The organism is Cryobacterium sp. (assembly GCF_026786305.1).
GTDB lineage: Bacteria > Actinomycetota > Actinomycetes > Actinomycetales > Microbacteriaceae > Cryobacterium.
Map to the genome: position 1 here is coordinate 1 of NZ_JAJAYI010000073.1, position 21268 is coordinate 21268.

At 64.9% G+C, this 21268-nt stretch carries 25 protein-coding genes and 2 pseudogenes; 12 read left to right on the plus strand and 15 right to left on the minus strand.

Going from position 1 to position 21268, the window contains the following annotated elements; genetic code table 11:
* From LH475_RS09005 to LH475_RS14565, 6 genes and pseudogenes are all read right to left on the minus strand, one after another.
* Nucleotides 1-330 (minus strand): annotated as a pseudogene (locus tag LH475_RS09005) (hypothetical protein); the annotation flags it as partial.
* Nucleotides 331-402: 72 nt separating this feature from the next.
* Nucleotides 403-714, minus strand: coding sequence for a GNAT family N-acetyltransferase (locus LH475_RS09010; protein WP_196843693.1), 312 nt, complete (start codon nt 712-714; stop codon nt 403-405).
* Nucleotides 715-1180: 466 nt separating this feature from the next.
* The gene (gene arr / locus LH475_RS09015; RefSeq protein WP_297413542.1) at nt 1181-1606 is read right to left on the minus strand and encodes an NAD(+)--rifampin ADP-ribosyltransferase; all 426 of its coding nucleotides are present in this window, start codon (nt 1604-1606) and stop codon (nt 1181-1183) included.
* A gap of 158 nt (nt 1607-1764) precedes the next feature.
* A complete protein-coding gene (locus LH475_RS09020; protein ID WP_297413614.1) occupies nt 1765-2664 on the minus strand; it encodes a sigma factor-like helix-turn-helix DNA-binding protein in 900 nt (299 codons plus the stop codon).
* A 105-nt stretch (nt 2665-2769) separates the two neighbouring features.
* Nucleotides 2770-2874, minus strand: a pseudogene (locus LH475_RS14560) (YciI family protein); the annotation flags it as partial.
* 15 nt (nt 2875-2889) lie between these two features.
* Nucleotides 2890-3135, minus strand: coding sequence for a hypothetical protein (locus LH475_RS14565; RefSeq protein WP_327012086.1), 246 nt, complete (start codon nt 3133-3135; stop codon nt 2890-2892).
* 9 nt (nt 3136-3144) lie between these two features.
* Here LH475_RS14565 and LH475_RS09030 point away from each other — a divergent pair, with 9 nt between their 5' ends.
* The 7 genes from LH475_RS09030 to LH475_RS09060 all read left to right on the plus strand — a co-directional run bounded on the left by LH475_RS09030 (nt 3145) and on the right by LH475_RS09060 (nt 8145).
* Complete coding sequence (locus LH475_RS09030; RefSeq protein WP_297413543.1) at nt 3145-3249, plus strand: DUF3224 domain-containing protein; 105 nt, start codon at nt 3145-3147, stop codon at nt 3247-3249.
* A gap of 283 nt (nt 3250-3532) precedes the next feature.
* Nucleotides 3533-3667: a hypothetical protein gene (locus tag LH475_RS09035; RefSeq protein WP_297413545.1), complete on the plus strand. Its 135-nt coding sequence runs from the start codon at nt 3533-3535 to the stop codon at nt 3665-3667.
* A 382-nt stretch (nt 3668-4049) separates the two neighbouring features.
* Nucleotides 4050-4187: a hypothetical protein gene (locus LH475_RS09040; protein ID WP_196843691.1), complete on the plus strand. Its 138-nt coding sequence runs from the start codon at nt 4050-4052 to the stop codon at nt 4185-4187.
* Between the two features lie 417 nt (nt 4188-4604).
* Nucleotides 4605-5813, plus strand: coding sequence for an FAD-binding domain-containing protein (locus tag LH475_RS09045; RefSeq protein ID WP_196843690.1), 1209 nt, complete (start codon nt 4605-4607; stop codon nt 5811-5813).
* 469 nt (nt 5814-6282) lie between these two features.
* On the plus strand, nt 6283-6531 hold the full coding sequence (locus LH475_RS09050) for a hypothetical protein (RefSeq protein WP_297413548.1): 249 nt from the start codon (nt 6283-6285) through the stop codon (nt 6529-6531).
* A 50-nt stretch (nt 6532-6581) separates the two neighbouring features.
* Complete coding sequence (locus LH475_RS09055; protein WP_196843689.1) at nt 6582-7076, plus strand: DNA alkylation repair protein; 495 nt, start codon at nt 6582-6584, stop codon at nt 7074-7076.
* A gap of 91 nt (nt 7077-7167) precedes the next feature.
* Nucleotides 7168-8145 (plus strand): NAD(P)H-quinone oxidoreductase, encoded by a 978-nt coding sequence (locus LH475_RS09060; RefSeq protein WP_297413551.1) that lies wholly within the window; start codon nt 7168-7170, stop codon nt 8143-8145.
* Between the two features lie 45 nt (nt 8146-8190).
* Here LH475_RS09060 and LH475_RS09065 read toward each other — a convergent pair whose 3' ends face one another.
* The 3 genes from LH475_RS09065 to LH475_RS09075 all read right to left on the minus strand — a co-directional run bounded on the left by LH475_RS09065 (nt 8191) and on the right by LH475_RS09075 (nt 12447).
* Entirely contained in the window at nt 8191-8430 is a 240-nt protein-coding gene (locus LH475_RS09065) for a hypothetical protein (RefSeq protein WP_196843687.1), read from the minus strand.
* A gap of 257 nt (nt 8431-8687) precedes the next feature.
* Nucleotides 8688-10310 carry a GGDEF domain-containing protein gene (locus LH475_RS09070; RefSeq protein ID WP_196843686.1) on the minus strand — a complete coding sequence of 541 codons (1623 nt, stop codon included), beginning with the start codon at nt 10308-10310 and terminating at the stop codon, nt 8688-8690.
* 472 nt (nt 10311-10782) lie between these two features.
* Nucleotides 10783-12447, minus strand: coding sequence for an alkaline phosphatase D family protein (locus LH475_RS09075; RefSeq protein ID WP_297413554.1), 1665 nt, complete (start codon nt 12445-12447; stop codon nt 10783-10785).
* A gap of 259 nt (nt 12448-12706) precedes the next feature.
* Between LH475_RS09075 and LH475_RS09080 the strand changes: the two genes are divergently transcribed.
* Entirely contained in the window at nt 12707-13372 is a 666-nt protein-coding gene (locus LH475_RS09080) for a hypothetical protein (RefSeq protein ID WP_297413556.1), read from the plus strand.
* Nucleotides 13373-13410: 38 nt separating this feature from the next.
* Here LH475_RS09080 and LH475_RS09085 read toward each other — a convergent pair whose 3' ends face one another.
* Nucleotides 13411-14259: a nuclease-related domain-containing protein gene (locus LH475_RS09085; RefSeq protein ID WP_196843683.1), complete on the minus strand. Its 849-nt coding sequence runs from the start codon at nt 14257-14259 to the stop codon at nt 13411-13413.
* 285 nt (nt 14260-14544) lie between these two features.
* On the opposite strand from LH475_RS09085, the gene LH475_RS09090 reads away from it, so the two are divergent.
* On the plus strand, nt 14545-14754 hold the full coding sequence (locus tag LH475_RS09090) for a hypothetical protein (protein WP_196843682.1): 210 nt from the start codon (nt 14545-14547) through the stop codon (nt 14752-14754).
* Between the two features lie 3 nt (nt 14755-14757).
* Here the strand turns inward: LH475_RS09090 and LH475_RS09095 are convergent, their stop codons facing one another.
* Nucleotides 14758-15450 carry a hypothetical protein gene (locus LH475_RS09095; RefSeq protein ID WP_297413559.1) on the minus strand — a complete coding sequence of 231 codons (693 nt, stop codon included), beginning with the start codon at nt 15448-15450 and terminating at the stop codon, nt 14758-14760.
* A gap of 171 nt (nt 15451-15621) precedes the next feature.
* Between LH475_RS09095 and LH475_RS09100 the strand changes: the two genes are divergently transcribed.
* A complete protein-coding gene (locus tag LH475_RS09100) occupies nt 15622-16557 on the plus strand; it encodes a DUF1524 domain-containing protein (RefSeq protein WP_297413561.1) in 936 nt (311 codons plus the stop codon).
* 58 nt (nt 16558-16615) lie between these two features.
* Here the strand turns inward: LH475_RS09100 and LH475_RS09105 are convergent, their stop codons facing one another.
* The 4 genes from LH475_RS09105 to LH475_RS09120 form a co-directional block, all read right to left on the minus strand.
* Nucleotides 16616-16936 carry a hypothetical protein gene (locus LH475_RS09105; RefSeq protein ID WP_196843679.1) on the minus strand — a complete coding sequence of 107 codons (321 nt, stop codon included), beginning with the start codon at nt 16934-16936 and terminating at the stop codon, nt 16616-16618.
* Nucleotides 16914-17381 carry a ribonuclease E activity regulator RraA gene (gene rraA, locus LH475_RS09110; protein ID WP_297413563.1) on the minus strand — a complete coding sequence of 156 codons (468 nt, stop codon included), beginning with the start codon at nt 17379-17381 and terminating at the stop codon, nt 16914-16916. Before rraA ends, LH475_RS09105 begins: the two co-directional genes overlap by 23 nt.
* Nucleotides 17382-17937: 556 nt before the next feature.
* A complete protein-coding gene (gene menC / locus LH475_RS09115) occupies nt 17938-19047 on the minus strand; it encodes an o-succinylbenzoate synthase (protein WP_297413565.1) in 1110 nt (369 codons plus the stop codon).
* Nucleotides 19044-19925, minus strand: a complete 882-nt coding sequence (locus LH475_RS09120; RefSeq protein WP_196843676.1) for a hypothetical protein — start codon at nt 19923-19925, stop codon at nt 19044-19046. The genes menC and LH475_RS09120 overlap by 4 nt, the downstream gene beginning before the upstream one ends.
* A 347-nt stretch (nt 19926-20272) precedes the next feature.
* Between LH475_RS09120 and LH475_RS09125 the strand changes: the two genes are divergently transcribed.
* The gene (locus LH475_RS09125) at nt 20273-20542 is read left to right on the plus strand and encodes an acylphosphatase (protein ID WP_297413571.1); all 270 of its coding nucleotides are present in this window, start codon (nt 20273-20275) and stop codon (nt 20540-20542) included.
* A 72-nt stretch (nt 20543-20614) separates the two neighbouring features.
* Nucleotides 20615-21268 carry a Pr6Pr family membrane protein gene (locus LH475_RS09130; RefSeq protein ID WP_196843674.1) on the plus strand — a complete coding sequence of 218 codons (654 nt, stop codon included), beginning with the start codon at nt 20615-20617 and terminating at the stop codon, nt 21266-21268.

The window sequence follows — 21268 nt, forward strand, 5'->3', positions numbered from 1 at the left end:
CGGCAGAACAGGGTTGGTGTTGAGATCCTGCACGATCCTCTCGGTGGCCATCGAGTTGGCCTCGAGCTCCGAGGCGTTCATCCCCAACACGACGAGTTCGTCTGGGGCGGCGCGAAGATGCGACACCCACGACGACATCAGATCGAGTACTCGCCAGTGGTCCCTGGACAAACCGTCGATTCCGAGTTCCGCGTAGAGCTCCGAGACAGCGCCGATCGCGGCGTCGTCGATGTGTGTGACGAGCCTTAGCGGCCGGTAAAAGATGGCATCGGACGCGGGATCGCCACGCTCGAAGAACCCGTCGGGATAACCGCTCTCGATCTCGCTCACGGATCAATGATGCACCCTGGCTTTCACGGAGACCAGCTCTCGCCGAACGGTCAGCGGGCCGAACCGGTGGAGCTAGTGAGCGCGTCGGTAGATGTGCTCGACGACATCGCGGCCCAGGCCATCGGCATGCGATGTCTCGGAGCCGATATCCACGTATCCCGCGCGGGCCAGCACCCTGGCCGAGCCGAAAGTGTGCTCGGCTACGCGGGCGAGAACCGGCCGTATCGTCGCAACGGTCAGAAACACGAGGAGGGCTGCGCAGGCAAGTCCTTCGCCCCATCGAGCCGGGTCGATCCAGTAGGTAACCTCGCGGTCTCCATCGATTGTGAAGCTTCCAATGGTTCCCACCAGACCGTTACCGTCGTCGATCGCGCGGAGGATCACTGGCGGAGGATCACTGAGGGAGGCTCACTGAGGGATCGGTTCGAATTCGCTCGTAGTGGGTATCGAACACGTTCCGATCGGATGGATCCGCGCCGGTGAGCGCAGCCATCTCAGCTGCCGCACGATCCTGTTCCCAATCGAAGAGTCGATCAAGTTCAGCATCGTCAAGTTCCCGAAGCATTATGGCCACGCGCCTACCGTAACGGCTCCTACCGACAGACACCCGCAGGCCGAACCTTTAGCGGGACAGATTCGCCGCATCGCGGAGTCGCACCGCTCGGGAACGGATGTGACAGCGTTTATGGGGTCGAGCTCACCCGGCCGCGATCAATCCGCCCCGTTAGGGCTGGTTTGGCTTTCGCCTCGCCACCATAACGCGACCCACAATCCGCAACGGCGGCAGAGGTATGCGCCACCATCATTGAGGTAATGGAGTTTCGCCGGGCCCATCTGCGTCCGAACTCGGTCAGTCGTAGATGACCGCCAAGCCCCGGCGCTCCAGGTCGGCGAGGTTGTCTCGCATGGCCTGTAACTGATCAGGCGAGTGTCCGACCCAGTCCACCAGTTCACCGACGACCTTCACTGGCTCCCGGGTCCGATAGGATCGGGTCGGATTGCCAGGGAACTTTTTGTCCGTCACGTTGGGATCGTCTTCAGGGGTGCCCATCGGTTCAACGATATAGATCCGGCCAGAGCCCTCGCCTGCCGCTAGTTCAGCGCCCCACGTTGCGGCATCCACGGTCGCCGCAACATAGACGTGGTTCGCGGTCCGGCCCCCGCCGACGTTCGAACGCCGTCCGGGCCCCAAAAGATCGCCCACCGCGAGGTTCGCTTTCGTCCCGTGAAACAACGCCTCCGCCGCGTGGACTTCGAACGGTTTCGGCACGCTCATAATGTGTTCTCCCCAACATATTTGTACCGGGACTCTAGCGCGGTCGAGCACGTGGGCATTATCCACGACCCGGTCGCCGACGATCCACGACGAGCAGGCAGCCGCTGCGCCCGCAAGCTGGACTCTTATTGTGCACGATCAACGTGAACGTAAATTGGTCATTGCAGGCCGTCGACCTTCGCGAGGAGGACATCGCGTTCCCGGGAGTTAGTCGCCAGGCGGGCCGCTGTGAGCAGCTCGGATCTAGCCTCATCCGTCCGGCCGAGCTTCGCCAGGAGTTCACCGCGAACGCTGGGCAGCAGGTACGAGCCGCGAAGGGCGCCGTCGCTGTCGACGCGATCGACGATGGCGAGGGCGGTGGCTGGACTCATGGCCATCGATACCGCGACGGCCCTGTTGAGGTCGACGATGGGATTGGTCGCGATGCTCCCCAGTGCCTCGTAGAGCAGCACGATCCGGTGCCAGTCGGTGTGGTCGAACATCTCTGCAGTCGCGTGACACTCGCCGAGGTCGCGTCGAATCCAGTGGTCGCCCGTTGTCGGTGCGTACCCTTCCGTGAAGATCAGGTAGGCGACACCGAGCACGGACCCGATGTGCCTCTGCCATTCGTTTCGTTCCGGTACCTCGAAGGTGATCTTCGCAGCGCCCAGCGTCGCTTTCGCGCGAACGATGCGCTGCTGGATCGTGGCGACTGGCACGAAGAACATCCGCGCGATCTCGGCGGTCGACAGGCCGCCGATGATGCGGAGCGTCAGAGCGATCTGCGCCTCGCGGCCCAGGACCGGGTGGCACGCCGTGAAGACCAATCGGAGGACGTCGTCCTCGATGGGATGCCCGGAGCCCACTCCTGCAACGTAATCGTCCAGGTCCTGCGCCAGGGAACGGTATCGGTCCTCCAGCTTCCGGCGACGGTTCCACGCATCGATTGCTTCCCGCTTTGCGACGGTGGTGAGCCAGACGCCGGGATTTGTGGGTATCCCTGTGGAGGGCCACTCGGCCAGAGCGTCTGCGACCGCCTCCTGCGCCACATCTTCCGCCAGGCAGATGTCGCCGGTCAGGCGCGCGAGCGCCGGTCACTCCTGCCCGTTCTCGGCTCTCCACGCGCCCTCATTCTTCAGGGCGTCAGTATCGGCGAAGTCGGCGAAGTCGCTCATTTCGGTCACACGTCGCCCTTCGAGCTTCGAGCCCGGGCCCAGCGGAGCCCGACTGGCCCACTGAGCGGCTTCTTCCTTCGACGACACTTGGATGATCCAGAAGCCATTGAAGAGTTCGTGGACCTCCCCCTAGGGACCGTTCGTGGCGACCGGGGCCTCACCCGCGAAGTCCACAACACAACTGACGGTCGTGTCGTCGGCCAAGCCCTCGCCAGCCAGCAGCACGCCCGCCGCAACGAGTGCCTCGTTGTAGGCGCCCATCTTTTCGATGATCTCCTGGGACGGGCGGGTGCGCTTGGGGCGGTCGACTTCCGAACCAGAGGCCTCGCGCTCGGCCAGCTCGGCGTGGTGCACGAAGGTTCGCAGACGCTGCACTATGCGATCGTGCCCGGGTCGGGACACGGCGAGCTCAACGGCATTACCGGAACATTTCACCTCACCATCGAGGACGATGGCACCCACCGGTATGAACTCGACTACGAGGTATAGCCGGCGGAACGCTCGCCGACAGGATTCCTCCGTGCACCCCAGGAGAATTCAGGGAGCATGTCGGGGTGCGCGATAGCGGGACGCTCACCGGACGGCATTCCAGGTGCCCACGAAGTGTGATCGAGGCTGGATTTGAACCTTGCTCGCGTGCCCGCAAACCGAACAACCTGAGGGACCGTGCTCTCACGCGGATCCCTCAATGAACGTCCAGAATTCTGGGGCTTTCAGCCACTGAGGTAAAGCCGCCATGTCGAGGGGATCAGCCGTCTGCCATCATTGGTTCATGGCCTCGACTCCTATGCTCGAAAGCGCCGTGCCGGACCTTCCGTCCCGAAACTTTGACGCTACGAAAGCCTTCTACGGCGGCTTCGGTCTCGAGCCGGTGTTTCGCGACGTGGGTTGGATGATCCTGACCTGAGGTGGCTTGCAGTTGGAATTCTTCCCATTCCCCGGCCTCGAGCTGCACGACGCCACCCGCCGAACCGGGGTACCCGACGTCATTACCGGGATCGCTCGTCTGCAGCCTGTTCGAATGCAGAAGTGGGGGCTACGGGCTGGGTATCTCGTGGATCCCGATGGTACCCAACTCACCGTCATTGAGCAGCGAGCCCGAAGACAGCGCTGACGCTCCGTTAAGCCGGGGTGAGGAGTCTCCGTCGGTGGGTTACCGGAGCGTTTTGAGGACCATGCGGATGTTGTCGTTGTCGAGTTCGGTGAATCACCGGATTGCGAATCGACAAATCAAAGAAGGTTTGTCGTCCAGAGCGGTTCGACTCACCGTGGGTGGAAAGCGCAGGGCCATGATGAACCGTACCACCACCGCCCTGCGCCTCGTTGTCGCCGGCCTGATCCTCGCCGCGGTCATCAGCACCGCGGCGGATGTCGCCTCCCGGGTGCCCCTTAACCCCTTCAATTTCTTCGGGTTGTGCACAGTGTGAACACGGCCGGGCCGGTGGCTTGTCATCGCCCGTGCATCTGTGACGAGGTACATGATCATCGTCGGCATTGTCTACGCACTCCTTCTGGCGCCGCTCGGCGCCGCCGGCGGGGTTCCGTTGCCGTGAGCCAACGCTGTGCTTCACATTGTGGTGCCCGTCTACGCCGTCGTGGACTGGCTCGTGTTCGGGACGCTGGTGTTCCGGGCGAGCCGACTTGCGCGAAAGGAAGTACAGGGACCAGCAGTGACCTGAGAGAGCCGGTGTCAGGCTTATTCGACCGCTCCGGAAAGAAGTGCCGCACGCGCACTGATGCCGGCGAACAAAAGCAATGCGACAATAAGCAAGCAGTCGTCGGTGCAGGGTACAGATGCATTAGACACGGGGCTTTCCTCCATCTCCTCAGCCTAGAGTCGGCTGATGATCATCTCCCTTGATGGCGCCTCTCCGGAAGCCGTGGTTGAACGACACTTCTCGCATCTCGTGTGTGATCGCATCAGGGCGAGCCCAGACATCCGCGGTGGCCAAACGGCGGCGAATGCTGCGCTCAACGCTTTCGACGTGGCCGGGTACGCTGCGACGCGTAACCGGGTACTTCCAGAAGCGGCTCGCGGAGCCTCCCGGTTGTCGCCCTACATTCGCCACGGGTTGCTTTCGCTGAGGGAGGTCTGGAACGCAGTCGCCGGTCCAGCGTCGGATGTCTCAAAATTTCGCGACGAACTCCTCTGGCAGGAGTATGGCCGACATTTATACGCTCGACTTGGCATGCAGTTGCATCGCAATCTGCGGTTCGACGTGGCATGGTCTGGGGATTTCACACCAGCGGCCTGGCCGCGCGAAATGGCCTGTGTGAACTGGGCACTCTCGAGTCTGGAAACAGAGGGCTGGCTTGTGAATCAGACTCGCATGTGGCTTGCCTCGCATTACACCGTGCGATCCGGAGCAGGGTGGATGGCTGCGCAGGAGTATTTTCATCGCCACCTGCTCGACGGCTCTCGCGCTGCCAATCTGCTCGGGTGGCAATGGACAGTTGGCGCAGGCACCGGAAAACCCTACGGATTTGCACGTTGGCAGGTGGAGAAACGAGCGCCTCAACTGTGCACGGCTTGTCCTCTCAATCGCAATTGCCCGATAGAGAACTTTCCTTCGGATACGGTTCCGCGGCCGGTTGCCGTACCGAATCCACGGCTCGTCCGGGACGACGATCTGGCAACCACCCGAGGTCCATCCACGGTCGTCGAACGCTCCACACCACAATCTGTTTTGCTCACAGTCGAATCACTGGGCGATGAGGATCCGGCACTTCTCGCCCATCCGCAGCTCCCTGTTGTCTTCATCTTCGACGAACCGGCCTTGGAAAAACTGCGCCTGTCGAGCAAAAGACTCGTGTTTTTCGTAGAGACGCTCCAAGATCTGGCGGAGCGGCGTGAAGTGATCGTGCATCTAGGAGACCCCAAACAGATCACTCCGGACCTTGACGCCGCGATCACCTGGGCCCCAGTGCCGAGCTTTGAAAAATACGCCAGGATTGCCGCGGAGATTCATCCGTGGCCGTGGCTCGCCGAACCTCATGCCGGTTCGCTCACAAGCTTTTCGGCGTGGCGCCAGAAACTGACGCAGCCGAAATAATACTCGGTCCGTGCGCCTCCGGCGGCATGTCTCCAACCCATCGAATCGAGCGCGCGCGCCGCCACGGGTCACGTCCCGCCGCGGAGTGCGATTCCACTCACCCTGCAGGTAGAAGTTTTCTGATTCTGGGGCTTCTGGTCTGGGGACGTGGATCAGGCCGGTGAGCGTGCCCCGATCGGCGTTCTTGAGCACCTCGTTCAAGGCGTCAAGCTGGCGGCGCAACCTGTTCCATCCCCGGGAACCAATCGCCGCCTGGGATGAGACACCGCGCCGGTGTCGAGACACTGAGGTTAGTAGACATCCATGCAGCTGGCGAGCGATAGCTGGACTGCGGCGTTCGGTGCTTCTCTGTCGTCGGTGGTCGTTCTGACTTCTCGGCCAGCTGGAGTACTTCGGCGCTCTGCAGATACTGGTGTGGAATCCGCTGGCTGCGGTCCCGGGCGCGACGCTCGGGCAGATCCGTGCGGATATGGCTCGCGCCAATGAGCACCTCAACGCGGACTGGGTCGTTGCCTGGGGTGGGATCGGCATTCTCTTGGCCGCCGTGGTTGCGCTGGTGGCGACCGTGCGGAGCACCAGTCGGGTCAAGCCGGTGGTGGCGGCCTATCTCGTGCTGCTGGTGAGTGCGGCCTCCCTGCTTGCTCTGATCGTGCTGATCATTCGTGCCGCGCGCGGCGCAGCCGAACGTGCCGCAGCTCGCGCCGGGGGTCTTGGTTAATTCGAGCCAGCCATTGCGAGTAAGAGTCGCCGCTGAGGCAGAATAGTCGGATGAGCGATGCCGGCGACTTCGTAGATCGCACGCTGCAGAACGAAGCAACGTGGGAGCGCGCAGCTGAGGCGCAGGCCCGTCTGGGCAACGAGCTGGAAATCTATGGCGCTTCGGTGGGTGCCGTGCGGGGAACCATCCGCGATCTGAACCGCCGGTATACAGACATGACGCGCGGCGAGGTGACCGCGCTGAGTTCCGAGCTGTGGAACGTGCCTGTATTCGAGCGCCGCCTGGCTGCGATCGTGTTGCTGCAGGCGAACCTGTCGCGGCTGGACAACACCGACCTGACCCGCATCGAGGGTTTTCTGCGGGGCGCGGGGCTGCCCGAGCTCGTGAATCCGCTCGCCCTCGACGTGGTGCTCCCCCTGGTCCACAGGCTGGGCGGAGCGAATCGCGCCCGTGCGGAGGCGGCTTTGAATCGGTGGGCAATCGACGGCAACCCGTGCCTACGCCTTGCCGCACACAGCGTCAGCGCGCACATCACGAACGGATAACGGCGGATCGAAGCGGCCTTCGGCGTTTGTTTTGCGGCACGAGTACGCGGTGCCACGGCTGGCTGGCGCGCCCCGCGCGTAGGCTGCGCCTATGCGCGCAATTATCGTGAACTCTCCCGGTGGGCCGGACGCCCTCACCCTGACGACCGTGCCCGACCTCGTCGTCGGTGCCCACGACATTCGGGTGGAGGTGGCTGCGGCGGGTGTGAACCGAGCGGATGTCGTGCAGCGGCAGGGCCATTACCCCTCGCCCGCCGACGCACCCCAGTGGCCGGGGCTTGAGGTGTCGGGCGTCGTCACCGAGGTGGGCGACGACGTGACCCGGTTCGGGACCGGCGACCGGGTGTGTGCTCTGCTCGCCGGCGGCGGCTATGCCACCGAAGCCGTGGTGAATGAAGACCTGGCCCTCTTGGTGCCACTGTCGATGGACCTCATCGACGCCGCTGCCCTGCCGGAAGCCCTGGCCACCGTGTGGTCGAACGTGTTCATGAGCGCTGAACTCACACCCGGCGAGACCCTGCTCGTGCACGGCGGCGGCAGTGGAATCGGCACGACCGCAATCCAGCTTGCCCGGCTCATGGAGGCCCGCGTGGCCGTGACGGCCGGCTCCAGCGAGAAACTCGCCGTCTGCGAGGGCCTCGGGGCGCAGATTCTGATCAACTATCGGGAGCAGGATTTTGTGGCCGAGATCGAGGCAGCCACGCACGGGCGAGGCGCCGACGTAGTCCTCGACATCATGGGCGGCTCCTATGCGGCGCGCAACATCGAGGCGGTCGCGGTGAACGGCCGCATCATGGTGATTGCGAACCAGAGCGGCGAACCCGCCGCGTTCGACCCGTTCCGCCTCATGCAGAAACGCGCTCGCTACTGGGGCACCACCCTGCGTGCGCGGTCGCTGGCCGAAAAAGTCGCCATCATGCGAGCGCTCGAAGCGGCGGTCTGGCCCTGGATCGTATCGGGCGAGTTTCGACCCGTGATCGACGGCCGATTCTCGTTTGCGGATGCAGCGGATGCGCACCGACGGCTGGAAGCATCCGCTCACGTGGGCAAAATCGTGCTCGTGCCCTGACCCGGCTACCGACCGGTGCGACCCCTTCCGACTAGCGTCGAACGACTATGCCTGCTTATCGGCCAGCTCGGCGGCTGTAGCTGCAGGTGCAGCCCTGGCCTCGGCCTTCGCCGCGGCGGCGGCCTTGACGTCGGCGTCGATCGCGTCGACGAGGTCGGTGTGCATGGTGATCAGGAGCCCGTTGACGAAACCACCGACCAGGGCACCGACGCGACCACCGGTTGCGTCGCCGTAGACACGGCGGCGCCGAAACGAAAGCTCTACGTGAGGTCGCCGGTGACGCATGCCGCACCCTGCTCCGACACGTGGGCCCAGCAACCAGCACCCGCAGCGGCTCGTGACGGTCGCGGTACTGCCGAGCTGACTCTCACACGGTTGTGCGAGCATCCGTTCTCGTACCCAGCAGAATGAACGAAATCCGTTTCGCCTATCTTCCCCTGCGAACCCTCAACAGTGCGCATGGTGTCGATGCCGGGCATGGCGGGGTCAGACCCGTCAGGCCCCGCCTTCCGCTAGGGTGCCAGCACCGCATATTGGTGTGGTCAGCAAATCGTTGCAGCGTCGGGCTTGGCAGCGTGAACGCGGTCCCGCCCGTTGTGCTTGGCCTCGTAGAGAGCGGAATCCGCTCGAGACAGCCAGACCGAGACGGATTCGTGCGGTTCCAACGCCGCCACCCCCGCACTCACCGTGCAGGTCAGCCCCGGTGCGAGGCTCTCCCAGTCATACCCGCGTATGGAGGTCAAAAGCCGTTCGCAGGCCGCCGTCGCTTCAGCCAGGCTGGTTTCGGCAAAGACGAGCAAGAATTCCTCTCCGCCCACTCGCACCGCGAGGTCGGTGCCGCGGGTGATCGTGCGCAGCATCGAGGCCATCACCGTTAGAACCTGATCACCCGCCGCGTGACCGTGGTCGTCGTTCACCTGCTTAAAGTGATCGAAATCGATCATGGCGGCGCAGAGCGGTCGCCTGCCTTTCTCGGCGCGGCCCATCATCCATGGCAGTTCACGGTCGAGCGCGCGACGATTCGATAAGCGGGTGAGCGGATCGGTGTTTGCCTGGTCGTCGAGTTCCTCGGCCCGGAGGCGTTCCATCCGCACTTCCAGTTGGGATTTCTCTACCTCGTGGCGAGCTTGTTCGATTTCGATGGTGTTGATCAGCATCTGCGCCTGCAGCCCGGCCGTCTGTACGGTCATGAGCAAAGTCACGGCGTGCAGCCGCTCATGATGCGCCAGCGACTGAGCGAAACGCCCGCCCGCCTTGTGCATCTCATACAGCGACCGGTGCAGCTTGGCGAGCAGTGCCGGTTCGTCGTTGACGTCGGGATCGGCGAGCTGAGCTTCCATCATGGCGGTGGCTTCGTCGAAACAGCCGTCAGCCCTCACCATCTCGGCGAGCTGGGCATCGATGTCGACCTCAAGGCTGCGGTAGCCATGCACCTTGGCCAGCACCTTGCCCTGCCGACCTTGCTCGCGAGCCTCGTCGTACCGCCCGAGCCCGATCAAAAGGCTCACGAGGTTGGTTCGCGCAATCGCCTCCTGAAACGGGTTTTCCTGCTCCTGCGCCAGGCCAACCGCCTCACGCATGAGAACCAATCCGTCCTTGAAGGGTTGCGACGCGTCTTCGTTGCGGGAAAGCCTGGCCCGAGCGATGGTCAGATAGGTGTCGCCGAGGTTGTTCAGGGCCGTGAAACTTGTCTCCGGGTCGTGCAGCGCTTCGGCGAGTGCCAGAGCCTGCTTGCCCAGTTCTACCGAACGCACGGCATCGCCCATTGCCCCGTGCACCAGCGACGAGCGGCTCAGCGCCCAGAATTCTGCCGTCGGGTTGGCGCACGCGCGTGCCGCCTCGATCGCGCCGAGAACGTGGTGGAGCGCTGCCTCATTCAGTGCGGTGTCGGAGAACGCCAGCGCGAGCGTGCAGTGCACGTTCGACTGGGCCAACAGATCGCCACTTGCCGTGAAGTATTCCAACGCAAGAAGGCCCTGCTTGACCGACGCCTGATAGTCACCCAGCCGCAGTCGGTGCAACGTGAGCAGCTCGCGGGCAATTGCCTGTTGCCAGGGAGTCGCTTCGGGGCGGGCCAGCGCCTCTTCGGCCTGATCCGCGCCGGGACAATGTTCCCCCTGCGAGCTTGCTCGTTTACTGTTCGAGAGGAGGTCGTCGACGCTCATCGAAAGTTCCCCTGCGACAGCAGTGTCAGTAAGGATCATGGTGTAGCCCCCAGCGGTTTGCGGCTCATGAGGAACCGGGTAACGGCCCGCACGAACGTGAACCGCCACTGAGCCAATTCTGCTCATGGGTCAAGTTAAGCATGAAGCAAACCGGATGTGTGCCCCCTAACCCACCCAGTACGGGGCAGTGGCCGGTACTTTCGCGGCGGGCTGCCCCTTTCCAGGTTCTGCTCCGTCCGGTTTTAGAAGGTGATCAGCCAGAACACATCGCCCGCCTGAGCCGACTGTCACCAACGTCACGATCAGGTACACCGAGCGCGTCGTCTTTTGCTGCTGGATGCAACACCGAAGGTCGGGGCGTGCCCGAGCGGTGGTGACGGCTCCGGTTCTCACGAACTGCAGGGTCACACCCGCACGAGAGCACCGCGCGAGTTTCCAGACGCGGAACAAGAACGCCACCCGCGTCAGCCAATCACCGTGCCCGAGGCGCCAGGGTGACCGTTGCCACATTCTCCACCAGCGGATGCCGGTCATCGCCGTGGAGTACAACACCCTTCTCCCACCAAAGTTTTAGCCCGGCGGGGGTATCTTCAAGGCTCGCCAGACAGTTGTCAAACCAGGGCCCCTTGATGCCCGCCCAGCGGAACGGCGGCGACGCAACCCCGGCGGCGCGGGCCAGCAGCGCGCTCACTCGCGTGGCTATTCCGAAGGCGAGCACGGCGGAGAACGATCGCATTGCCACGGGGAGTGGATTGCGGATCGGCGAGCAGACGGCTTGCACGATGCGGCTACCCGTCGTTCGTTCCACCTCGGAGACGGTCGAGTAGTGCACGTCACCCGACAAAAAAGTCACCGTCTGCGGAATCGTCCCCCGTTGGCCGTCGGCGACCTCTGTGGCCATCCGCGCCAAATCCTGGAAGCTCCGCTGGAAGGCACCCCAATGCTCCAGATCGACCAACTGGCGCAGCCATTCGCCGACGCGCGCGGCTGGCTTGCCCCAGGCGCCTTCGGACACGGCCTCGTCCCACGATTCCAGGTGGTGGAGCCCGGGCGGCAGCAGAAACGGCAGGGAGGTACCGATCAGCAGGTGCCGAAATCCGCCGCGCATCCGCTCGTCTAGCCAGTCGGTCTCTGCGTCGTCCAGCAATGATCGCCGAGCGGGCTCCAATTCCCGGGCTGCGCGGGAGTCGACCACAATCAGCCGTACATCGTTGATGTCGCGGCAATAACTCCACCGGTAGCTGCTGGGTTCTTGATCACACCGTTCAGCAAACGCGTCGAGCCTGGAGCTGATGTCGAGTTCGGAAGCGCCGCCGTGGGATGCGATGTCGCGCCAAATTTCATCGGCAGCTCGTTCGGTGGGTGACATGTTGCCGAGATGCTGGTACACCCAGTACGAGGCCAACCCCGCCACAATGCGCCCCCGCCACCACGACGTTGCCGCCATCTGTCGTTTCCAACTCAGCGAGGTATTCCAGTCGTCACGAATGTCGTGGTCGTCGAAAATCATCGCGGTCGGCACCGTGGAGAGCAGCCAACGGTTGGCCTCGTCTGACCAGGCCAGGCGGTAGAGGTGTGCGTATTCTTCGAAGTCGGCCAGTTCCTTGCCGGGCGGCTCGCTGATGTCACGTCGAGCGCGAATGAACTCCTGCATCTTCTCCGTGGTCAAGTCTGCGTACACCTGATCGCCGAGAAAGAGGATCAGATCCGGACGCGGCACGTCGTTGCCAGGCGAGGCGAGGCGCAGGGCGCAGGCTCGGAGAGCGTCGACGCCGTGCGTGCGGTTGCCGTCTGCGTCATGTGGAACGCTGGTGCGGCAGGAACCAAACGACATGCGAAGTGGATGCCCGCTTCCGAGCGTCGCGATGACAGCCGCCGGAAAAGTGGAGTGCGCCATCGGCCACGCCAACGTCCCGTCGAACTCCACGGTGTACGGCAGCGTCATGTCGGGTTGCAGGCCGTCAACGTACACGAGCGCGTAGTGGTGTCCATGCACGGCGAAGGTGCGCGCCTGCCACGCTCGACCCGCGGCCGTCACGGCAACCTGACCGGCCTCCCGCGTCTCACACCAGATGCTCGCCGAGACGTCGTCGACGTACCGAATCATCGGGCCGAGAATCAGGGGCGAACTCGTCATGAGTAAGTTGTACCGCGTCAAACCGGCGACGGCTAGACATTTTTCGTCGGCAATCGGTATTGATGCTTCCCGCCGAGGTCGGTCGGCCGAAACTTTCTGCGTCCGGGGCACGCCGGCCGAGGTGCTCACCGACGAGGGAGCGCGCAGTCGTAGGGCGTCGACCAGGCTCGGCGGTACCGCCGGCGACGCGTCGGCGACCAAGTCGTGGTCCGCCGCCCGTAGACCGGTTCGGCACTGCTCCGGCGGCGAGTACGCTCGAATGGTGCTGTCCCGCGATTTGATTCGTCTGTACCCTGAGCTCTACCACGTGGCCGCTGACGGCAGTTGGCCTGCCATCGAGCGGCACGGACTGCTCAGCCCGACCGCGCTCGTGACCCGGTGGGGCGTCAAGCAGGGCGCCCCACAAGCGGCCATTCTGGGTAAGCGGCGAGGCGAGTCGCGTGTGCTGGAGCATGCGGAATTCGGTACCGCGGTCATCCGTCATCAAAAAGCCATTCACGAGCCGTCGCTCGACGACGCCCTCGAGGATATGACGCTCGCCGACTGGTACGCAGCCCTGAACGACCGCGTGTTCTTTCACCTGCAGCCGCGATTTCTGCGCGACCTGCTGAACGCCCGCTCCTATCGGAATGACGCCCACACCGTGATCACCCTGAGCACCAAAAGTCTGGTCGCCGCGCACGAGGACGAGATTGAGTTGAGCGCCATCAATTCCGGCTTCGCTCAGCGGCACGACAAAGAACTGCGCGGGCGCGACACCTTCGTATCAATCGAGGACTATCGACACCCGACCCGGTCACACGCGGTGACCAAGGGTCGCGATGTCGCCGAACTCGCTATTCCGCGCGCGGTGCGCGACCTGCGTGACCACGTCGTGCGTGTCGAACGGATGCGCGAGGGCACCGTTCTGGAGCGCCTCGCCTGATAACTCGGTGCGCGAGCTCTCGTGCAGGAGCCGGGCAGTCAGCGGGCGGCCAGAAACTCCACGGCGGAGACGATGAGGGGCGAGGTCGCGATGGCGAGCACGGTCGCGCCCGCCGCGGCGGCAAGAACCGTGAACGTGGTGCGCCGGGTGCGGGCGGCCGCTACCTGCTGTTCAAGTGCGGTGAACCGGGCGTGCAGGTGAGCCGGTGCGAGCGGCTGGCTCGCGGCCCGCCACGTGGCCGGGTCATCGATGACCGCGGTGAGCGCGGCCTGCTGCTGCTTGGTGAACACCGGGGGGCGCGCGACAAGCCACCGGCGCAGGCGCGGTGCGTCGATCACCGTCACGGTATCCGGTTTGCGGGCGAGCAGAATTTTGTGCGGATTGACCAGCACAATCATGGCTTGAACGACGGTTGCTGCCGGCATCTCCGCGGCCAGCAGGGCGGTGATCTGGGCCGATTCGAACCGGGGGTCTCGCAGGTACGGCATGGCGTGTTCGCCGATCGGAATCGAGCGCGGTGATCCGGTCAAGTCCCGATCCCAGTGGGTCTTCGAGTTGATTGAGAAGATTCCACCCGGACCCACCACGAGGTGATCGACCCAGAATGCCGTATTGCGAATGGGCAGGGAGTGATAGACGCTGTAGCCGTCGGGAAGCCGGGCGAGAATATCGCCGACAACGATCTCGGCCTGCGCGGCGCGCAGCCACCCCAGCTCGTTCGCGTCGAGCGGCGAGGCGCCCAGGGTGCGTGCGAGCCGTGACTGCGGCGGCCGATCGCCGTGCTGGCGGAGCAGTTCCTCGACGACGGATTGACCGGCGAACCGGCCCGGAGCGGTGAGTGCACCGGGCACCACTATACGAGCAGGCTCGCTAGCACGAGGATGCATTCCAGCTCCGACACTTATTATGGCCACGTTCACTTACCTCACCACGGGTTCGCACCCCGTACTATCGTGGCACCGCCACCTGCCGATTGCGTGTTAACAATCGGCCGCGTCGCAGCATTGGTTAGTAACTCTGAAGTAATGCTCATTCGTGCTCTGAAGGCGACGCACGAGGCTGGCATGAAGCATCCGCTGTCAATTTAGAGGGACGACCCCGGCCGGTGCCTCCCCCGCTAAGTAGGGCAACGTCAGCTAGCCTGAAATCCACCCCACCGATTGGATCCGCACGTGAAACACCTGACCTTCAACGTTTGCGCGATCGCGGGACTCGGTTTCAGCGGCTTAGCCGTGCTTCTCCTGCTGGCCAATCTTGTCTCGGGCAACCAGTTCGTCGACGCGATCCTGCCGGCGGCCGTTGTCTCCCTCGTGGTCGGCGGCGCATTCTCTGTGCGCGCCCGCCTGCTTTCGGCCAAGGGGAACGGTCCGGCCAAGCGCTGACTCCTAGTGTCTGGGCTGCTCCGCGCTACCGGGTTGCGGCACGATCGACGGCCGGATGCCCCAGGTCAGCGGGTTGTCGACCACGGCGGCGAGTTCCATGCGTTCGATCGGGCGCAGCACCCGCGGGCGCGCGGCCAGCCAGTCGCCGAGTGTGGCCGCCCCGAGCACCGGCACGGTCCGGCCCGACACCGACCGGCCGGTCACCCGTAGTCGACGAGCGCCGAGCACGACGAGCGCCGGCTGCACCGCGGTTCGCAGCGGCAGCCGCTGGCGCAGCCGCGTCGTAAGGCGGCGCGCGGCGGCTTCGGCGGCCGCGAGCTCCGACGAGCGTTTCCCGGCGACGAGCACCGTGCGTCGGTGAACCCAGGCGATCCGGCCGTCGTAGAGCTGCGCGTGCAGCGCGAAGACGCCGCCGGGGCCCACCAGGAGACGCACCACGCTCGCGTCGTCACCGCCGAGCACGGGCAGTGTGAAGGCGGCCCAGTGTTCCGGCAGCGTAACGAGCAGCGTGTCCACGGCGGACTCACAGCGCGCGCGGGCCACCGCGAGGTCGGTCGGCGTGGCGGTAGCTGGTCGCGACCCACGGCCGAGCAGCCAGGCTGGTCCTGTCGATGATCGAGGCGCTCCGGTACGATTCGATTCGGGCAATTCCGGAGACGTCGTCAGACGCCGCCGCGTGGAGAGTATGTGCGTCATCAGTGCTCCTCGCCGGGTTCTATATCCTGCCAGTGCCACCCCCGCTGCAAGACCCCCAGAATGGGTTACTTTTTACCAGGCGGATGCCGTGCCTCGGCTCCGCGGTTTGAGGCGCCCGGGTTGCGCAACGTATATTCATAGGGTCGTTCGTGTGCGGCCAGAAGGAGCCCCATGACCGTTCGCCGCCCGACCCGATCATTTCTGGTGGTGGGGTTGATTGCGGGCGCGCTCGCGGTGATTTTGGTGGGAACGGCGGTAGCGGAAGCATCCGTTTCGCCTGATCGGGCCGACACGGTAGGCAGTCCAACGCCCATACCGTCACCCGCCGTCAGTGCAGCCCCCGAGGCTTCGGCCGACACCGCGGCCCTCGCCGTGCTCGCGACCCTGCCGGTGAAGGGGCGGGCACCGAAGACCGGTTACGACCGCGAGGGAAGCTTCGGGTCGTCCTGGCAAGACGTCGACCAGAACGGCTGCGACACCCGCAACGATATTCTGGCCCGCGACCTGACCGTGCTCGTGGTCGACGGCAGCTGCGAGGTGCAGAGCGGCACCCTGATGGGACTGTACACCGGCCTGACCATCAATTTCGTGCGCGGGCAGGCGACCTCGTCGCTCGTGCAGATCGACCACGTAGTCGCCCTGTCGAACGCCTGGCAAACCGGCGCGCAGCAACTGTCGCAGGAGCAGCGGGTGGCGTTGGCCAATGATCCGCTCAACCTGCTCGCCGTCGACGGCGTGACCAACTCCCGGAAGGGCGATGGCGACACGGCCACCTGGTTGCCGCCGCTGAAAAGTTACCGGTGCGCCTACGTGGCACGGCAGGTCTCGGTGAAAGCGACCTATGCGCTGTGGGTGACTCCGGCCGAGCATGATGCGATGACGCGCATACTGTCGGGCTGCCCCAACGAACTCGCGACCATCGGTACCCAACCGGTCGTCGCGCCCGAAGTCGTGCCCAAGGCAGCGCCGGTTGCCGATACCCCGAACGACGTCTATTTTCAGAACTGCACCGCCGCCCGCGAGGCCGGAGAAGCTCCCGTGCACGCTGGAGATCCCGGCTATGGACGCCACCTCGACCGCGACGGCGACGGAACCGGCTGCGAGTAGGGCGTGGGCCCGGGCAATCGACAGGCCGAGGCCGGAACCGCCGAGAGGCTCTCCCCCTCTACGTGACGACAGCGCCCGGCACGGTGTCGGCGTGCTTGGGGGCTCCCGGTCCCCGGTCTGAGCCGGGAGTGGGGTCGGCCCGGTCGATCAACCGCTGTTGCAGGTCAGCCCGTACCTGCCCGCTGGGCACGAGGTTGATCAGAACACCGTCCGCCGCCAGCACAATCGTCGGCATCGCCAGAACTGCGCCGCGGCGCGTGGACGGCATCCGCTTGCCACGGCCAGCGACGAACCGGCGAGCGGTGACGAACTTGTCAGCCGGTGAGGCGGTAGCCGATGCCGCGCACGGTGTGAGGTCAGCGTTCGACCAAAATTCCATCTTCGTCGCAGTAGACGGTACGACCCGGAGTGAAGGTGACGCCGGCGATCTCGACGACGGCATCCGCTACCCCGGAACCGGTCTTGGAACTCTTGCGGGGGTTGCTGCCGAGGGCTTTCACCCCGAGGTCGAGGACGCCGATGGCCACTCGGTCGCGCACCGCGCCGTTGATGATCGCGCCCGACCAGCCGTTTTCGACAGCGAGGTCGGCGATCATGTCGCCCATGAGCGCCGAGTTGAGCGAGCCACCGCCGTCGATGACGAGCACGGCGCCGTGGCCGGGCGTGGACAGGATCGATTTGAGCAGGGCGTTGTCTTCGAAGCAGGTGACCGTGCGGATCGGGCCGCTGAAGCGGGCTCGCCCACCGATCGTCTGAAACTGCAATGGTACGGATTGCAGCTCGTCGCCACGCTCGTCGTATAAATCGGCGGTCAATACGGTCATTGTTCCTCCAGAGTTCCGGTGCTTCCAGAGTAGGCCCCGGCCAGGCAGCCCTGAACTCTATGTATATGACGCTGGCGAGGAACGCCTTCGTGCGCGGGTTCTACGGATTGTCCAGCACACTGGCCGGCTGGCCGTTTTCCACGACGACGCCGGCATCCATAAAAGGGAGATTCCCCTGACCACTTCGACGCCGCCGAAGCTCGTGCCACCGTGCGGGCACTGAACAGTGCTGCAACGGCGAAGGCCGTCGGTGCAGCGCTCGTCGCGGCGACCGTTACGCGTGTGGTGTCGGTCACCGGGCATCCGCTCTCAGGGTGGCAGGTGACGGTTGCGAGGCCGGACGCAGTGCCGCCCCTCACGCGGGCGAGCGGAGACGGCGGCAGCGCGCGGGCGTTGCCGCGGCCGTGGTGGCGTTCCAGGTACTGCTGCGGAATGATCACCCGCATGGCCTGCGGCAAGACGACCCTGAAGAGGGTGAAGGTGGCGTTCAGGCCTGCGTCACATGCAGGGTCATGGCCGTCTCCTCTGGTTGGGGAAAGGCCTGGTTGGGGAAAGGCTAGAAACGGATGCTGTCGGTGCGGGCGGTCACGCTGGCCAACACGTCGCGCAGCACCTCCACGCCGATGCCGGGGCCGGTCGGCACCCGCAGGTGCCCGTTCTCGAGCTCGAACGGTGCGGTGAGATCCTGCGCGAAATACCGGTTGGAGGCTGAGGTATCGCCCGGCAGTACGAAGTTCGGCAGCGCGGCGAGGGCCACGTTGGCCGCCCGGCCGATGCCGGTTTCGAGCATGCCGCCGCACCAGACTGGCACGCCGTGGGCCGCGGCGACATCGTGGATGCGACGCGCCTCGAGGTAGCCGCCGACCCGGGCCGGCTTCACGTTGATAATGCTGCAGGCGCCGAGGGTGATCGCCGTTGCGGCGTCGCGGGCCGATTCGATCGACTCGTCGAGACAGATCGGCGTGGCGATGAGCTTGGCCAGGTTGGCGTGGCCGAGCATGTCATCCTCCTTCATCGGCTGTTCCATCAGCAGCAGGTCGAAGGGGTCGAGCAGGGCGAGGTGACGGGCATCGGCGAGGGTGTACGCGGTATTGGCGTCTACCTGCAGCAGAACGTCGGGGCCGAAACGTTCACGCACCGCCCGCACCGGCGCGAGGTCCCAGCCGGGTTCGATTTTCAGCTTGATGCGCAGGTAGCCCTCGGCAAGGTAGCCAGCGACGGCGTCGAGCAATTCGGGGATCGAGTCCATGATGCCAACCGAGACGCCGGCCGGCACGGTGTCGCGCACCGCGCCGAGGTGGTTGCCGAAAGAGACACCGGTGGTTGTGAGTTGCGCATCGAGAATGGCCGTTTCAAGTACGGCCTTGCTCATCATGTGCCCCTTCACCGGTTCGAGCGCGGTGGCCACGAGTTCGGCGCTGAGCCGGTCGCCGAGCGCCTGCAGCCGAGGCACGAGGTGGTCGCGAATGACCAGATCGCTCGCGTCGAGAAATTCGGAGCTGTAGAGGGGATGGGCGTCGGCAGCACACTCGGCCCAGCCCTCGGCATCCGATGTGATGACGCGCACCACGGTCACCTCCCGCTCGGTCGACGTGCCGAACGAGGTGCGGAACGGCCGCACCAACGGCATGTGCACGCGGCGTAGTTCGATGGTCTCGATTTTCACGCTGTTCCTCCTGGTTCGAGTCGGTACCAGCCGTCACGGCTGACCCCGCGGGCTATATGCCCTGAAGCGAATACGTCGGTGAGGATGGAGCGGATGCTCCGCCGCCACTCGGCCGCGAGCTGCGGGTTCTTCGCGCGCAGCGCCACAATGTCAGTGGGGACCCGGCACCACCGGGCGCCGCCCACCGCGATGAGCACGGGGTCTCCGTCGGGGCCGAGTCGGAGCACATCGTTGGCTCCGAAGTCGGGGCGCCGGGCCGCAAGCGGGCGGTCTTCACTGCAGGCGGCCGACTCGTCGCTCGTGAGGGGCCAGACGGCGACCAGACGGTCGCTTTCGTCGTTGGCGTTCATCCCGCCCTGCATGGGGCCGTAGAAATCGACGGCGTACTCGCTCGTGTAGGCGCCCAGTTTGGTGAGGTTGAAGCGGGCGTTGCGGCTGACCAGGGGATCGAAGGTCCAGGTCATTTCGGTCAGGTCGCGAGCCAGCCCCCAGGCCCGCTGGTGCTGTTTGAGGGCGAAGCCCACGCCACGGTCGCTGATGCCGGGTAGAACCCCGGCGATCAGGGAGTACATCGACGGCGCCTGCCTGGCGGGGGACCGCGGGGTGACGATCGCCGCGGCAGCGCCGACGAGGCGGCCGGCCCGGTCTCGGGCCGCGGTAACGTTGCAGCCGGCGTGGCTGATGCTGCGCAGCAGTTCGGAGGAGATGGCGCTCTCGCCCGGCGGCAGCAGCCAGATCGTATTGAACAAGGTTTCGATCTCGAGAAAACCAGCGAGGCTGCCCTCGTCGCGCACTCGAACGTCGGCCGATTCAGACGCAATCCGAGCCGCAGTCTGGGCCTGCTCCGTCAGAGCGGTAAAGGACGGTTTCTGGAACATCTGCCCAGTATGGTCGAGTCGCGGACGGTGATCTTTAGCGCCCAGCATGAAAAAATGGTCGGTTTGTGGTCGCGCAGCACAATACGGGTTGGCTACGGTGCACGAATGACCCCTTTGGGCCTGTTCGTCGGTGACCGTTCCCGCTGGCTAATCCGATTGTCGCGAGGGTCGGCGGCGCGACCGCGTCGAAGACGTGCAGACCGGGGTACTGGCCTATTCGACGCTGCCGGACCAGCCGATCGATGACACTCGGCGCGATGGCATTCTCGGCCGGCAGGTGCCCGAGCCGGCTGGTCGACGCCACCGGAACGCTCGCGCGGTCAGCGCGTTCGGTGCACACTAGCCAGGTGATTCGTAAACGAGTGCTCGCGCGAGGCGAGGTGCAGGGCGTCGGATTTCGGTACCACGCAAAGGCCGAGGCGCTGCGCCTCGGGCTGGTCGGGTATGCCCGCAACCGGTCTGACGGATCGGTGGAACTCGAGATCGAGGGGCGGGAGGCATCCGTTTCGCGCATGCTGGCCTGGTTGCAGGTCGGCCCGCGCTATGCCGTTGTGACCGCGCTCGAGGTGAGCGATATCGCTGCAACGGGCGAACGGGAGTTTCAGATCACCGGCTGAGGTCGGGGGCCGCCCAGCGCTGGCGTAGCGTTGTCCTATGACCGCGCGCACGAGTCCCGCCGGGGGATGGGAATGACAGCGCGCACCGCGTTCGGTTTGGCGCGCCTCGGACTGGCAGCGGGCGGGCTCGTCGCCCTGATCGGCTATTTTCGGTACACCCTCGGTGTGACCACGTTTGCGATTACCAATTTTTTCAGCTATTTCACGGTGCAGAGCGCCATTGCGTCGGTTTTCGTCTTCGTGACGGCCGCCGTGGTCGCGTTACGACGGCCCACCGACCCGGCCTGGCTCGACATGTTGCGGGCCATGGTCACGACCTACATTCTGGTCTCTGGCGTCGTCTACGGCATCATCGTCTGGCAATCGTCGGGGGCGAACTACTCGATCGAGGTGCCGTGGTCGAGCCAGCTACTGCACTTCGTGATTCCGCTCTGCGCCCTCATCGACTGGATCGTGGACCCGTTCAAGGCCCGCCTACCCTGGAAATATCTCGGCTGGGCCATCGTGTTCCCCGTGTTCTGGCTGGTCTTCACGCTCCTTCGCGGACCGATCGTGGGATGGTACCCGTACTTCTTTCTCGACGCCCGCCAGGTGAGCGGCCCCGGTGAGACCGTGTTCTATTGCCTGATCACTGTGGGAATCATTACCGGCATTGCTTCGCTGCTCACCTGGCTCACCCGGATCAGGCGGATGCCGCGCCACCTGCTTGCGCCTTGGCGCGCCTGA